Here is a 13,676-nt window from a genome sequence, read left to right on the forward strand (position 1 = left end):
GTGGTGGTGTGGTGGTGTCCGGTCAGGCGCGTAGGCGCAGGCCCCGGGGTGTCGCGATGAAGCCCGCTGCTTCCAGGAGGGTGCCGAAGGGGGAGGTCAGGGCCGAGGCGCCGTTCACGCGTTCCACCGTGACCGTGCCGAGGGAGCCCGCGCGGGCCGCTGCGGCGAGGGCCTCCGCTGCCGCGTGCAGACGGGGGTCGTCGGCGGGCTCGGTGTCCGGTGCGGCGGGCCAGGCCAGCAGTGTCTTGCCGCCACGCTCCATGTAGAGGGTCAGCTCGCCGTCGACGAGCACCACGAGGGAGCCCGCCTTGCGGCCCGGCTTGTGCCCGGCGCCGGTGGGGGGCTCGGGCCAGGGGAGGGCGGCGCCGTATGCGTTGGCCGGGTCGGCGGCGGCCAGGACGACGGTTCGGGTTTCGGGGGTGGGGCGGCGGGGTCCGTAGCCGTAGCTGGGGCCGGGGCCGGGGCCGGTGCGGGGGCCGGGGCCGGGGCCGTATGGCGTGCCGCCGTTGTGCCATGCGGCGGTCTGTGGGGTGCGTCGGCCGCCCTGGGGGCCGAGGTCGCGGGGGGAGACGTAGTCGCCGGGGCCCAGGTGGGCGTCGAGGAAGTCGTGGTCGAGGTCGGGGATGTCGTACGTGGGGGACCCGTCCGGGGCGTGGTCTGTAGGGGCGTTACCCGGATCGTTCCCCCTGGAGAGGTCGTCAGGGAAGCCGTACGTGTGGCCGTCGCCGTCGGGAGCGCCGAAGCCGTCGAGGGCGCCGGAGTCGTCGGAGGTGGTCGGGCCGGGCAGGCCGTCGCCGCGTTCGCGGGCGTTGGCCACCGCGCGGAGGCGGTCCACCGCGCCGTCCATCGCGAACTGGGCGGCGCCGAGTCCCTCGACCACGTAACCGCGCCGCGCCTGGCCGGTCTCCTCGAAGGCGGACAGGATGCGGTACGTCGCCGAGAAGCCGCCCTCGACGCCCTCCGCGGCGACCGCTCCCCGGGTGACCACGCCGTGCCGGTCGAGGAGGGTGCGGGCCAGGGCATGGGCCCGCACGGTGGGGTCGGGTTCGTGCGCCGGGAGCAGAGACCAGCGGCCGGCCACGGTCGGCGGGCCGGTGCGGGAGGTGGGGCGGGCGGCTGCCGTCAACGAGCCGTAGCGTCCGCGCGGGACCGTGCGCTTCGCGCGGTGGGCCGTCGAGCCGGCGGTGCGGCCCGAGCCCAGCAGGGAGCGCATGGGGGCGAGTGTGTCGTTGGTCAGACGGCCGGACCAGGCCAGCTCCCAGATGGCGTCGGCGAGTTGGGGGTCGGTGGCGTCGGGGTGGGTGGTGGCACGGACATGGTCGGCGATCTGGCGGAAGAACAGGCCGTAGCCGCCGGACAGGGTGTCCAGGACCGACTGGTGCAGCGCCGTGAGCTCCAGGGGGTGGGGCTGGGGCAGGATCAGGGGGGCTGCGTCCGCCATGTAGAGGGAGACCCAGCCGTCCTTGCCGGGGAGGGAGCCCGCTCCGGCCCAGACGACCTCGCCGGCCGCGGTGAGCTCGTCGAGCATCGCGGGAGTGTAGTTCGCTACGCGGGACGGCAGGACGAGCTTCTCCAGGGCGGACGCGGGCACGGACGCGCCCTGCAACTGCTCGATGGCACGGACCAGCCCGTCGGCGCCACGCAGCCCGTGCCCCCTGCCGATGTGCTGCCACTGCGGTAGGAACTGGGCGAGCGCGGCCGGTGGCACCGGCTCCAGTTCATGACGCAGGGCCGCGAGGGAGCGGCGGCGCAGACGGCGCAGGACCGACGCGTCGCACCACTCCTGGCCGATGCCGGCCGGGTGGAACTCGCCCTGCACGACCCGCCCGCTCGCCGCCAGCCGCTGGAGGGCGCCCTCCGTGACCGCCACGCCCAGGCCGAAGCGGGTCGCTGCCGTGGCCGACGTGAACGGGCCGTGGGTGCGGGCGTAGCGCGCGAGGAGATCGCCGAGCGGGTCCTTGACCGGCTCGGTGAAGGCCTCGGGGACGCCGACCGGCAGGGCGGTGCCGAGCGCGTCGCGCAGGCGGCCCGCGTCCTCGATCGCCGCCCAGTGGTCGGTGCCGGCGACGCGGACCTTGATGGCGCGGCGGGCGGCGGCCAGCTCCTGAGCCCAGTGCGGTTCGGCGCCGCGCTCGGCCAGCTCGGCGTCCGTGAGCGGGCCGAGGAGGCGGAGGACGTCCGCGACGCCTTCGACGTCCTTGACGCGGCGGTCCTCGGTGAGCCACTGGAGTTCTTGTTCCAGCTCCGTCAGCACTTCGGCGTCGAGCAGCTCCCGCAGCTCCGCCTGCCCGAGCAACTCGGCCAGCAGCCGCGAGTCCAGCGACAGGGCGGCGGCGCGACGCTCGGCGAGTGGTGAGTCCCCCTCGTACAGGAACTGGGCGACGTAACCGAACAGGAGGGAGCGCGCGAACGGCGACGGTTCGGGGGTGGTGACCTCGACGAGGCGTACCTTGCGGGACTCCAGGTCACCCATCAGTTCGACGAGTCCGGGGACGTCGAAGACGTCCTGGAGGCACTCGCGGACCGCCTCCAGGACGATCGGGAACGAGCCGAACTCGCTGGCCACCTCAAGCAGTTGCGCGGCGCGCTGACGCTGCTGCCACAGCGGAGTGCGCTTGCCCGGGTTGCGGCGCGGCAGCAGCAGCGCGCGGGCGGCGCACTCGCGGAACCGGGACGCGAACAGGGCCGAGCCACCCACCTGGTCGGTGACGACCTGGTCGACGTCGCCCTTGTCGAAGACGACGTCCGCCGCGCCGACGGGTGCCTGGTCGGCGTCGTACTCCGTGCCGGCCTTTCGCGGTTCCTGGTCCAGCAGGTCCAGGCCCATGAGGTCGGCGTCGGGCAGGCGCAGCACGATGCCGTCGTCGGCGTGCATGACCTGCGCGTCCATGCCGTACCGCTCGGAGAGTTTCGCGCCGAGGGCGAGTGCCCAGGGGGCGTGGACCTGGGCGCCGAAGGGGGAGTGCACGACGACGCGCCAGTCGCCGAGTTCGTCCCGGAAGCGCTCGACGACGATCGTGCGGTCGTCCGGGACGTGGCCGCAGGCCTCGCGCTGCTCGTCCAGGTAGGACAGGACGTTGTCCGCCGCCCACGAGTCCAGGCCGGCGGCGAGCAGGCGCAGGCGGGCGTCCTCCTTGGGCAGCGAGCCGACCTCGCGCAGGAACGCGCCGACCGCGCGGCCCAGTTCGAGTGGGCGGCCCAGCTGGTCGCCCTTCCAGAAGGGAAGCCTGCCCGGCACGCCCGGGGCGGGGGAGACCAGGACGCGGTCGCGCGTGATGTCCTCGATGCGCCAGGAGCTGGTACCGAGCGTGAAGACGTCCCCGACGCGGGACTCGTAGACCATCTCCTCGTCGAGTTCGCCGACCCGGCCGCCGCCCTTCTTCGGGTCCGCTCCGGCGAGGAAGACCCCGAAGAGGCCGCGGTCGGGGATCGTGCCCCCGGAGGTGACGGCGAGGCGCTGGGCGCCGGGGCGGCCGGTGATCGTGCCGGCGACGCGGTCCCACACCACGCGTGGGCGAAGCTCCGCGAAGGCGTCGGACGGGTAGCGGCCGGCGAGCATGTCGAGGACCGCGGTGAAGGCGGACTCGGGCAGTGAGGCGAAGGGAGCGGCCCGGCGGATCATGGCGAGAAGGTCGTCGAACTGCCAGGTGTCCATCGCCGTCATGGCGACGACCTGCTGGGCCAGGACGTCCAAGGGGTTGGCCGGGACCTTGAGGGACTCGATGGATCCGGTGCGCATCCGTTCGGTGACCACGGCTGCCTGGACGAGGTCGCCGCGGTATTTCGGGAAGACCACGCCGGTGGAGACGGCACCCACCTGGTGGCCCGCGCGGCCGACGCGCTGGAGGCCGGAGGCGACGGACGGGGGCGACTCGACCTGGACGACGAGGTCCACCGCGCCCATGTCGATGCCCAGTTCGAGGCTCGACGTGGCCACGACCGCGGGGAGGCGGCCTGCCTTGAGGTCCTCCTCTACCAGGGAACGCTGCTCCTTGGAGACCGAACCGTGGTGGGCACGGGCGATGACCGGGGGTGCGCCCTGCGCCGCGCCCGAGCCGCCCATGAGCTCGGCCGGGGCGTGGTGCTCGTCCAGGGTTTCGCCGGTGGCGCGCTCGTAGGCGATCTCGTTGAGGCGGTTGCAAAGGCGTTCCGCGAGGCGGCGGGAGTTGGCGAAGACGATCGTGGAGTGGTGCGCCTGCACGAGGTCGGCGATCCGCTCCTCGACGTGCGGCCAGATCGAGGGGCGTTCCGTGCCTTCGGTGCCTTCGGCCACCGGGGAGCCGCCCAGTTCGCCCAGGTCCTCGACGGGGACCACGACCGAGAGGTCGAACTCCTTGCCCGACTTCGGCTGGACGATCTCCACCTTGCGGCGAGGGGAGAGGAAGCGGGCCACCTCGTCGACCGGACGGACGGTCGCGGAGAGGCCGATTCGGCGGGCCGGCTTGGGCAGGAGCTCGTCCAGGCGCTCCAGGGTGAGGGCGAGGTGGGCGCCGCGCTTGGTGCCCGCCACCGCGTGGACCTCGTCGAGGATCACCGTCTCGATGCCGGTCAGGGCGTCGCGGGTCGCCGACGTCAGCATCAGGAAGAGGGATTCCGGAGTGGTGATCAGGATGTCCGGGGGGCGGGTCGACAGGGCGCGGCGCTCTGCGGCGGGGGTGTCCCCCGAGCGGATGCCGACCTTCACCTCTGGCTCGGGCAGGCCGAGGCGGACGGATTCCTGGCGGATGCCCGTCAGGGGACTGCGGAGGTTGCGCTCCACGTCCACGGCCAGGGCCTTGAGGGGGGAGACGTAGAGGACGCGGCAGCGTTTCTTGGGGTCGGCGGGTGGGGGTGTGGAGGCGAGCTGGTCGAGGGCGGCGAGGAAGGCGGCCAGGGTCTTGCCGGAGCCGGTGGGGGCGACGACCAGCACGTCCGAGCCCTCGCCGATGGCCTGCCACGCGCCGGCCTGGGCCGCGGTGGGCGCGGAGAAGGCGCCCGTGAACCAGCCGCGGGTCGCGGGGGAGAAGCCGTCGAGGGCTCGGTGCGGTTTGCTGACCATGCGTCCATCCTGCACCCCGGGACTGACAATGCGGCTGAGCTGGGGAAACGTCCTCGGCTTGGCGGTGAGCGGGGGTGCGCGTCGATGCCTGCGGCGCCTGTGCGGGTTCGGTGGGGTGCGCGCCCAGCCGTTGCCGTCGTCCCGGACAATGGGGGCATGGCAGGTTCGGGCGAGCGGGCACGGCACTGGCGGTACGCCGAGTTGCCCGGCGTTGATCTGCTGCGGGCCCAGTACGTCCGGAAGACGTTTGTGCGGCACACCCATGAGACCTTTGTGATCGCCGCCATCGCCGAGGGGGTGGAGGTCTTTCACCATCGGGGTGCCGATCAGTACGCGGGGGCCGGTGCGCTCGCGTTGGTCAATCCGGATACGCCGCATACCGGGCGGGCGGGGGTTCCTGAAGGGTGGCAGTACGGGGCCGTGTATCCGTCGCCGGAGGTGGTGGCGGAGATCGCGGCCGAGACCACCGAGATCCGTGGGACGCCGGGGTTCATCAGGCCGGTGCTGGATGATCCGTACACCGTGGGGCTGGTGCATCAAGTACTGCGTGCCGCGGACGAGGGGAACGCGCTGGCTGCCGACACGTTGCTTCGGGTTGCCGTGACACGGTTGCTGCGATTGAACGGTGGGGCGCTGCCGCAGCGGAAGGTGAGGACGGCGGGGGATCGGATCGCAGTACGCGCGCGTGAGGTGCTCGAGGCACGGATGGCCGAGCCGCCGAGTCTGGAGAAACTGGCCGCCGATCTCGGTACCGGGCCGTTCGCCTTGCTGCGGGCGTTCCGGGGTCTGTATGGGATGCCGCCGCATGCCTGGTTGACCGATGCGCGGGTACGGCGGGCTCGGCGGCTGCTGGACGCGGGTGGCTCGCCGGCGGAGGCCGCCGTTGCCGTGGGGTTCACCGATCAGCCGCATCTGAACCGGCACTTCACCCGGATCGTCGGCGTGCCGCCGGGGGCCTATCAGCGGGAGCGCAAGAACGTACAAGACGCGTGGCAGGGGCCGTCCTAGCGTTGCGGGCGTGGCAGAACAGGGAGCTCTTGAAGACCTCCGCGACGTCGGGGGCAAGCCCGACATGGTTGTCGTACGGGACGCCCTGGGTGTCGGAGTCGCCGTCGGGCTGTCTGGGTTCGCCTTCGGGGTGACGTCGGCGGGCAGCGGGCTCACCGTCGTGCAGACCTGCGCGCTCAGTCTGCTGGTGTTCACCGGAGCGTCGCAGTTCGCGCTCGTGGGGGCGCTTGCGGCCGGCGGCAGCCCGTTGACCGCGGCTGCGGGGGCCTTCTTCCTGGGCGTGCGCAACGCCTTCTACGGGCTGCGGCTGTCGCAGTTGCTCAGCCTCACGCGCGCGGTGCGGCCGTTCGCCGCGCAGTGGGTGATCGACGAGACGGCTGCTGTCGCCCTGGGGCAGCCGACGCGGCGCGGTGCGCGGATCGGGTTCCTGGTGACGGGACTGAGTTTGTATGTGCTGTGGAATCTCACCACGCTGGTCGGTGCGCTGGGGGCCGAGGCCCTGGGGGACACCGATGCATGGGGGATCGATGCGGCGGGGCCCGCCGTGTTTCTGGCGTTGCTCGCGCCGATGCTGAAGTCCGCGACCGAGCGCGTTGTCGCCGGTCTGGCCGTGGTTCTGGGGCTCGGGTTGTTGCCTGTGCTGCCTGCCGGTGTGCCTGTTCTGGTGGCCGCCCTCGCGGCGCCGGTCGTGCTGTGGGCCGACGGGCGTCGCAGGGGAGACGCGCGGGAGGAGGAGCTGTGAGCATCTGGATCGCGATCGGCATCACCGCTCTCGGCTGCTACGCCGTCAAGCTGGCCGGGCTGCTTGTGCCCGCGGGTGCTCTGGAGAAGCCTCTCGTCCGGCGTCTTGCCGCCCTGTCGCCCGTCGCACTCCTTGCCGCCCTCACGGCTCAGCAGACGTTCGGCGACGGGCATGCCCTGGTGCTGGACGCAAGGGTGGCCGGAGTCGCTGCGGCCGCCGTGGCGCTCGTCCTGCGGGCACCCTTCCTGCTCGTCGTCGCGGCGGCCGTGGTGGTGACGGCGGGGGTGCGGGCGATCGGTGGGTGAGGTGGGTCAGCCGATGTGGCGGCCGTACGCCCTGAGCGTGCGCAGCGCCTCGATCGTCACCATGGGGCGTGCCTCCAGGGCGGTGCCCGGTGCCCACTGGCGCCAGTGGATGGGCCAGCCGCCGTCCTCCTGCTGTTCGCCGGTCAGGTGGTCGAGGGAGCGGCTCATCTCGTCGTCCGTGAACCACGCGCGCGCGAGGGAGCGCGGTGTCTTCGCGTAGTCGTGCGGGAAGTGGTGCTCGCCGGGGGCATAGCCGGGGGAGACCGGGTAGGTGTCCAGGTTCTCCGGTTCGAGAGCCGCCAAGCGCTGTTCGCGCACCAGACGGCCGAGGCGATCGGCGGCTGCCTCCGCGCGCGTGCGGTCGGGAGCGGAGTCCAGGAAGGCCATGGCGGCCTCGATCTCGTAGGGGTGGGTCTTCTCCAGGGACTCGACCGCCTGCCAGCAGAAGTCCGTGGCCCGGAACAGCCAGGCGTGCCAGACCTCGTTGCGGTGCAGGGAAGCGACCACCGGCCCAGTGGCCAGGAGGGAGCTGGGCGGGTCGTCCACGATCGGGATGAAGGGGGCCGCGGGGTAGCCCCGCTGGCTGGGGTGGATCGCCGGGAGGGCGCCATCCGGGGTGGAGACCGACGTGAGGTAGCGGCATACGCGGTCCACGCGCTGTCCGCCGCAGCGTTCGATGGCGTCCAGGACGTGGAGTGCGTGACCGGTGTGCAGCGGCTGGCTGACCGGGCCGCGCAGATCGGGCTCCAGGGCATGGCCGTACCCGCCGTCCTCGTTGCGGTAGGCGTCCAGCGCGGTCTCCACCGGGTCGGCCGCGCCGTTCAGGAAGTGATACGCGAAGAGGCGCTGTTCGAGCACGCGCGCGGTGAGCCAGACGAACTGCTCGGCGCGGAAGATCGGGGAGTGCGCCGGGGGCGTCGGGGGGAGTGGGGGAGCTCCTGTTTCGGCCATGCGTCAGACCGTAGGGCGGAAAGTGGTCTCGGCAAGCGGTCCCGGCGTAGGCCCACTCTCAGGGGCGGGATACTGCACGCATGCGGTTGACGGTCTTCTGGCAGCGGAAGGGCCGCCGACCTGCGGAGATCTTCGCGAGTTAGCGCTATGACCTGCACTGTTGTGCGGAATCGAAAGCCCTCCGCGTCCCGGCCCGTCCCGCGTTGAAACTTCCTGAAAACTCCCTGGATTCGTGTGACTCTCAGTGTGCTTTACCTTCTGGTACGGGGCACCTGCTGGACGCGCTGGACGACGAGGTCGTGGCCGCGGTGGTCCTGGTGCCCTCACCTGGACAGTCCGGGGCCGGCCTTCCTCTGGTTTTGTTGACGGAATCCGACACCAGTTGTCGCTCAGGGCCGAGAACACCTCGTTTCGCCGGAGGGCGATGTCCGTGAGTTCAGTTCTGGCAACACTTGAGGGCTTTGCGGTGGGAGCATCGAAGTGCTCTGCGGGATGAGGGTGTGATGGCCCCACCGAAGTCCAAGGTCGACTTGTACGCGGCGATCCGCCGTGATGCCCGGGCAGGTGTGTCGTACCGGGCCTTGATGCGTGAGCACGGAGTCGGATTCCGCACGGTGAAGGCCGCGTTGGAGTCGGTCTGCTGGAGCCCCGGAAGAAGCTGCGACTTCGTGGGACGCGCCTGGGCTCCTCGGCCACTGCTCCGGGGCCAGGCTCATCAGCACCGCGAAGGTCGGCGCAGGCAGGCGCCGCAGGGGCAGAAGCTCCAGCGTGTACGGCAGCCCCGACGACAGCAGAGCCACAGCCAGGCCGAGCCCCAGCACCCCCGGCTCAAGCAGCGTGGTTCCCGCGGAGCCAATACCCAGCGGCAGGCTCACCAGCGCAGCCACCGCCATCGCCACAGCCAGACCGTCCAGCCGCGGAAAGCGGGCACCGGCCCGGGAGTTGAAGACGATATACGCCGCCCACATGGCGCCCGCACCGAGCGCGAAAGCGACGCCCGCCGGGTTGAGCCGGCCGAAGCCGTCCTGCCCTAGGAGGAAGACGCCAGCGAGCGCCAGCCCGGCCCACACCAGGCTCACCACCCGGCGCTTGGAGATGGCCGACAGCAGGAGCGGGCCGAGAACTTCCAGGTCACCGCCGGGCCCAGCGGAATCCGGTCGATGGCCTGGTAGAAGGAAGCGGACGCCGGGCACCGCGCCGAAGTGGCTGATCGCGCGCTGGTGCTGCGTGGGAGACAGGTCGACCGCATCGATGAGCGCGCCGTGTGCAATGGCGAGATGGACTGCGTAATGGCCGGCCCCGGAGCCGACGTCCAGGACTCGCCGACCGGTGATCGGACCGAGGACCTCGTTTCCTGGGCCGACGCCGTCCCAGAACCCCCACCTGAGTTGCGTCGGCACGGAGGCATGTAGGACCGGCTGAGCTGGTGTTGGCCGTAGGTAGTCCAGGTCTTGGCGTTGCGGGATGTATCGCTCAACTCTGCTGGCCTCCCGTCATATTGTCAGCGACAGCGCCGGGTGCAGCCGACGTGGCCCTCTCGTTACTTAGGTCCCGGTCGGTGATTCGCTTCATGCGCCGAGCGAATACGGACTTGGCATCGGGGTCCATGCGGGTCAGCGCGACCATGCCGGTGACGATGACGTCGCAGACTTCGGCTTCGACGTCATCGCAGGTGTTATCTAGGGTTGTATTCAAATACCTGCTGGTCAGAGCGCTCTATGGATGCCAGTTACGTGAGGCACGTCTTCTCTCGGTGGCGGAGGTCATCACCGCGTGCTCCTACGTAGGGCCAGCAAGCTCATTAGCTTGCGAGTGAATCGGTGCATGTGGGGGTCGAGGGTGTCCTCTGGTGTGGCGAGGACCTGGTCCAAGGAGAGCCACTTGATCGCGTCGAACTCGGCTTCGTCGAAGGAAGTGACCTGGCCTGCCTCTCCCCGCAGGACGTACTACAAGGACACGTCAGTGTGCTGCCCTTGGCCGCGAGTCCGTGTGACGGTGAGGAAGATCGGGCGGTCCCCGGTGATCAAGGCGGGTACGGCTTCGATGCGCAGCTCTTCGCGGCATTCACGACGGACCGTGTGCCACGGATCCTCTGTCGGCTCGACGTGGCCGCCGCTGGGAAGCCACAAGCCGGCCTTGCGGTGGGCAACGAGTAGGAGTTCCTCGCGCGTCTCATCGAGCACGACGAAGTAGCTGACCAGGTGCTTCGCGGGGGTGGCGGGTTTCAGTGTCCTGTAGAGAGGCGCTCCGCTGGTGATCCACTCTGCTGTTGCAGCGAGGTGTGTCCGCTCCTGATCGTCCCAGGGTTCGATGCCGCTGAGCACCTGCATCAGCTGGGCGCGGAGTAGTTGGTCGGGGGCGTTTGAGGAATCCATGGTGACCACGGGCACATGATGGCAGGGGAGCCACAACCTCTCGGGGGTCAAGTCAGCCAGCGCTAGCGGACGGGGCCCTGCTCGTCGATGAAGAAGTCAGGCGTTCCACAGAACACGTCAGTGGTCACCGGTCCGTAGGCGATATTGAAGGTGTCCAGCCAGTAGGACCAGTCCCGGATCCCCAGTGCGCTGCTGAAGCGGTAGTTCAGCTGCCAACGGACCCACTGCCCGGGAACGAGTCGCACGGCCGGCAGGCGTCGCCGCCGCGGCGGCAGGGCAAACAAAGGCTGCACCCGCGGGAAGACCCGCAAGCGTCCTTCGGCTTCACGGAGTTGGACATCGACCTTGCTCAGGTCCTCTAGAGCGTCATGAGGCTGAAAACCGTCCTCCTCACGCATGCGCACCACGTGCGCCAGCGACCTCGATGCATGTGGAAGAGGGAACCCGATCGGAGCGGCATTCCTGCGCGCGGCACTCTCACCTCCCCGAGACTCCTTGGTCCACGATGTCCGTACCCACTGCACGGTGATCTCCACGCCGGCTCACTCCCCGCTCAGCTCGTCGAGGATCTCGCCGTAGTAGCGGCGCCGTTGGCTCAGTGTCTGGGCGACCTCCTCGTCTGTGACCTGGGAGATCTTCCCGAGGTGCTCCAAGAGGTTGTCCCGCTGGGGATGGTCGGAGGCTTTGACGTACTCCGTGGTGATGGACACTCCGGCGGCGAGCAGCAGGTGGTGAGGAAGGCCGCACCAGGTGTCGAAGCTTCGGCAGATGGCTTCCCACAGGAGCCAGACGTCCTCGACGTGGCGTTCTTCGGCGATCCGCAGGGCGGCGAGTTCGATGCTGTGGCTGAATCCCCAGGAGTGCCCATGCCACCGTGTCTCCTGAAGCAACAGGAACCGGGCGAAGTTCCCGTCGTCCTGACCAGGGTCCCGGACCAGGGCTTCGAGGACCTGCTGCCTGTCCTCCCAGCGGGCGTCCATGGGCAGCCCATCCTCAGTGTGCTGCCCGTCGAACTCCAGAAGTTCCCATCGCTCGGGGTCCCCGCGCCACCATGCCAGGTCGGGTATCGCGGGACGGCTCATTGGCGTGTCTTTTCCGTGCGGGGAGGGGGCGTCGTTGCATGTGCGTGATCAACGTCGGCAGGGGCGACCCCAGCTTCGCACGGCTGCTGCTGGTATTGGGCCGCCTGCGAGCCACATGAGGGCGATCACGTTGAGTCGCGGTTCTGGTCGCGCATCATGTTCCGTAGGGCCGTCCGGGCGGCAGCCAGGTCGTTCTGTGCCTCGGCCAAATCATGGGCCGCCCTCGCCTGGTTGGCCACCACCGGAGGCGGCCCGATCTGCCCAGGGTCGATGTTCACAAGGACGGGAGGCCCCCCGCGGTCGGCCGCCTCCCCCGTGCGGGGGAGGCGGCCGCGACCTTCGGACGATCCCCGGACACCGGATCGGCGGCGACGATCGACGCACATGCCATCACACGTCAAGATCGGAGCATCATCGTGCTGAAGTGGACCCTGCGCGGTGCCGCCATTCTCGCCATCGCCGCCGCAATCGCTACCCCGGTCGCTGTGCCCGCCCCCGAAGCCGCCGTCGCCACACCGGCTGTCGCCGTCGTCGCGCCCGCATCCGGCCCCGACGCCCCGGGGGCCAAGCTCGTCTCCGCCGTCAAGGTGAAGGCGAGGTTGGATCACCTCGTCGCCTAGTTCCAGAGGCAGTCGCCGGTCCAGGTGGAAGGCCCCGAGCGAAGCGAAGGCGAAGGACCTGGAGGAGCGGGGCGACGGCCGCACTCTGCCCGCCAGGGAGGCCAGGCGCTGTCGGAACTTGCGCACATCTTGTTCTGGTCCGACACCTCAGTGCCTCCCGAACCGGTGTCGAAGTGCTGCCCCTTCTGGTGTACGAAGCCAGCGGGGCCGTCAGCCACTCCATCAGGACACGACTGACATCAGGACACGACTGACTCCCCCGGCTCGTCAGGTGTGGACGAGTCCTGGAGGTGCGGTGGGGCGCACCACATCCCCTCCGATGTGGGCAGTCTCGCCGGTGGGGAGGGCCTGCAATCCCACGAGGGCCCGTAGTCGGCCCTTTGGTGTCAGCTTGTCGATGACCTGCATGGTGGGCAGTACGCGCACATCGGCGCGTGGGTCGCGGTAGGTAAGGTGCCCGACCTCCATGCGGGTCATCGGCTCCGTCGCCAGTACGTGCGTGATGACCTTCCGGCGGCGCATCTGTACCCAGGCCAGGGCCACGCGCCGCGTGACGGGGAGGCCGCCCGGAGCGCCATGAAGCACACCCTGGGCTGCCTGCTCTGGAGTCTGGCCATCGTGCACAGCGCCGGTGGGCATCATGACGCCGCCGAGGAGGCCAACGACGACCAGTGCGTCCGCGCCCACCGGGACGAGTAAGGACACCCTGACGATCGGCGGTCGCCAGTCTTCGTACGGGGCCGTCTTCCGTACAGGCGCGGGACCGGCGCTGCGAGTCGTGGGGACGGGTGCCGTGATCGTGGACATCAGGATTCCTCTGCCACAGCGGCGACGATCTGTTCGAGGTGCTGCGGTTGGCTCGTGCTCGGTATGGGGGCTACGTGGTCGCCACGGTTGAGCGGTCAGTGAAGCGGGTCCTGTACTCCCGCCGTGCGCGCCAGCGAGCCGGCGTCGAGCGGCCGGTAGGGCACGTAGGGGATGCCCAGGCCCCGGCAGAGGTCCAATGCCGGATCGAAGCTGTCGGTCATGTTGAGGACGTTCTGAACGGCGGCCACAGTGATGTTCTTGCCTGCCGTGCGAATGGCCTCGGGGGTGACCTTCGACAGGCCGATGTGCCCGATCTGGCCGTCCTCCTGGAGGGCCTGGAGGACGGCGATCTGATCGTCGAGCGCCACCTCGGGGTCGATGCGGTGCAGGTAGCACAACTCCAGTCGTTCGACCTTGAGGCGGCGAAGGCTCGCTTCGACGCAGGCCCGCAGGTAGTACGGGTTGCCGAGCGGATACCAGTGTCCCGGCGCGGGGCGGACCATGCCGACCTTCGTGGCGATCAGCACGTGCTCGGGGTACGGGTAGAGCGCGTCGCGGATCAGGTGCTCGACGGTCTCCATTCGAGCCGGGACGGTTCAGGTGGGTACGTACCGGACTCGGCACTGAGGTGCCGGGAGAACGGTTCCCGAGCTCGGCTGACGCTCAGCGCGGACCACTGCCCTTATTGAAAACGATTTTCGAGACCGGTACTGTGTGTACGTCGTATACCTCGGGCATCCGGTCGTTC

Annotated in this window: 12 protein-coding genes and 1 pseudogene; 5 read left to right on the plus strand and 8 right to left on the minus strand. The window is 70.1% G+C overall.

Translation table 11 applies throughout. From position 1 onward, the window contains the following. Window positions 1–22: 22 nt before the first annotated feature. Window positions 23–5,038, minus strand: coding sequence for an ATP-dependent helicase (locus ABZ078_RS32520; RefSeq protein WP_356581257.1), 5,016 nt, complete (start codon window positions 5,036–5,038; stop codon window positions 23–25). Between the two features lie 156 nt (window positions 5,039–5,194). Here ABZ078_RS32520 and ABZ078_RS32525 point away from each other — a divergent pair, with 156 nt between their 5' ends. Genes ABZ078_RS32525 through ABZ078_RS32535 form a run of 3 tightly spaced genes read left to right on the plus strand, consistent with a single transcriptional unit; the run spans window position 5,195 to window position 7,093 of the window. Beyond that, entirely contained in the window at window positions 5,195–6,046 is an 852-nt protein-coding gene (locus ABZ078_RS32525) for an AraC family transcriptional regulator (protein ID WP_356581259.1), read from the plus strand. Window positions 6,047–6,056: 10 nt separating this feature from the next. Then, the gene (locus ABZ078_RS32530; RefSeq protein ID WP_356581261.1) at window positions 6,057–6,788 is read left to right on the plus strand and encodes an AzlC family ABC transporter permease; all 732 of its coding nucleotides are present in this window, start codon (window positions 6,057–6,059) and stop codon (window positions 6,786–6,788) included. Then, window positions 6,785–7,093 (plus strand): AzlD domain-containing protein, encoded by a 309-nt coding sequence (locus ABZ078_RS32535; RefSeq protein WP_356581263.1) that lies wholly within the window; start codon window positions 6,785–6,787, stop codon window positions 7,091–7,093. The genes ABZ078_RS32530 and ABZ078_RS32535 overlap by 4 nt, the downstream gene beginning before the upstream one ends. A 6-nt stretch (window positions 7,094–7,099) precedes the next feature. Here ABZ078_RS32535 and ABZ078_RS32540 read toward each other — a convergent pair whose 3' ends face one another. The 5 genes and pseudogenes from ABZ078_RS32540 to ABZ078_RS32560 all read right to left on the minus strand — a co-directional run bounded on the left by ABZ078_RS32540 (window position 7,100) and on the right by ABZ078_RS32560 (window position 11,501). Next, window positions 7,100–8,044 carry a hypothetical protein gene (locus tag ABZ078_RS32540; protein WP_356581265.1) on the minus strand — a complete coding sequence of 315 codons (945 nt, stop codon included), beginning with the start codon at window positions 8,042–8,044 and terminating at the stop codon, window positions 7,100–7,102. 701 nt (window positions 8,045–8,745) lie between these two features. Beyond that, window positions 8,746–9,218 (minus strand): annotated as a pseudogene (locus ABZ078_RS32545) (EamA family transporter); the annotation flags it as partial. Between the two features lie 772 nt (window positions 9,219–9,990). After that, window positions 9,991–10,419, minus strand: coding sequence for an NUDIX domain-containing protein (locus tag ABZ078_RS32550; RefSeq protein WP_356581311.1), 429 nt, complete (start codon window positions 10,417–10,419; stop codon window positions 9,991–9,993). A gap of 62 nt (window positions 10,420–10,481) precedes the next feature. Then, window positions 10,482–10,955 carry a hypothetical protein gene (locus ABZ078_RS32555; protein ID WP_356581267.1) on the minus strand — a complete coding sequence of 158 codons (474 nt, stop codon included), beginning with the start codon at window positions 10,953–10,955 and terminating at the stop codon, window positions 10,482–10,484. 6 nt (window positions 10,956–10,961) lie between these two features. After that, a complete protein-coding gene (locus ABZ078_RS32560) occupies window positions 10,962–11,501 on the minus strand; it encodes a hypothetical protein (protein ID WP_356581269.1) in 540 nt (179 codons plus the stop codon). 416 nt (window positions 11,502–11,917) lie between these two features. Between ABZ078_RS32560 and ABZ078_RS32565 the strand changes: the two genes are divergently transcribed. After that, window positions 11,918–12,121, plus strand: coding sequence for a hypothetical protein (locus ABZ078_RS32565; RefSeq protein WP_356581271.1), 204 nt, complete (start codon window positions 11,918–11,920; stop codon window positions 12,119–12,121). 267 nt (window positions 12,122–12,388) lie between these two features. On the opposite strand, the gene ABZ078_RS32570 is transcribed toward ABZ078_RS32565, so the two are convergent. Further along, window positions 12,389–12,643, minus strand: a complete 255-nt coding sequence (locus ABZ078_RS32570; protein WP_356581273.1) for a hypothetical protein — start codon at window positions 12,641–12,643, stop codon at window positions 12,389–12,391. 54 nt (window positions 12,644–12,697) lie between these two features. Between ABZ078_RS32570 and ABZ078_RS32575 the strand changes: the two genes are divergently transcribed. Further along, window positions 12,698–12,820, plus strand: a complete 123-nt coding sequence (locus ABZ078_RS32575; protein WP_356581275.1) for a hypothetical protein — start codon at window positions 12,698–12,700, stop codon at window positions 12,818–12,820. Between the two features lie 203 nt (window positions 12,821–13,023). Here ABZ078_RS32575 and ABZ078_RS32580 read toward each other — a convergent pair whose 3' ends face one another. Then, entirely contained in the window at window positions 13,024–13,509 is a 486-nt protein-coding gene (locus ABZ078_RS32580) for an aldo/keto reductase (RefSeq protein WP_356581277.1), read from the minus strand. Between the last annotated feature and the right edge of the window lie 167 nt (window positions 13,510–13,676).

It is taken from the genome of Streptomyces sp. NPDC006385 (assembly GCF_040612485.1).
Taxonomy (GTDB): domain Bacteria; phylum Actinomycetota; class Actinomycetes; order Streptomycetales; family Streptomycetaceae; genus Streptomyces.

Bases quoted from the DNA above. Each gene is read 5' to 3' on its own strand.
- ABZ078_RS32520 (WP_356581257.1), bottom strand. From the start codon at position 5,038: ATGGTCAGCAAACCGCACCGAGCCCTCGACGGCTTCTCCCCCGCGACC.
- ABZ078_RS32525 (WP_356581259.1), top strand. From the start codon at position 5,195: ATGGCAGGTTCGGGCGAGCGGGCACGGCACTGGCGGTACGCCGAGTTG.
- ABZ078_RS32540 (WP_356581265.1), bottom strand. From the start codon at position 8,044: ATGGCCGAAACAGGAGCTCCCCCACTCCCCCCGACGCCCCCGGCGCAC.
- ABZ078_RS32550 (WP_356581311.1), bottom strand. From the start codon at position 10,419: ATGGATTCCTCAAACGCCCCCGACCAACTACTCCGCGCCCAGCTGATG.
- ABZ078_RS32560 (WP_356581269.1), bottom strand. From the start codon at position 11,501: ATGAGCCGTCCCGCGATACCCGACCTGGCATGGTGGCGCGGGGACCCC.
- ABZ078_RS32570 (WP_356581273.1), bottom strand. From the start codon at position 12,643: ATGCGCCGCCGGAAGGTCATCACGCACGTACTGGCGACGGAGCCGATG.
- ABZ078_RS32575 (WP_356581275.1), top strand. From the start codon at position 12,698: ATGAAGCACACCCTGGGCTGCCTGCTCTGGAGTCTGGCCATCGTGCAC.
- ABZ078_RS32580 (WP_356581277.1), bottom strand. From the start codon at position 13,509: ATGGAGACCGTCGAGCACCTGATCCGCGACGCGCTCTACCCGTACCCC.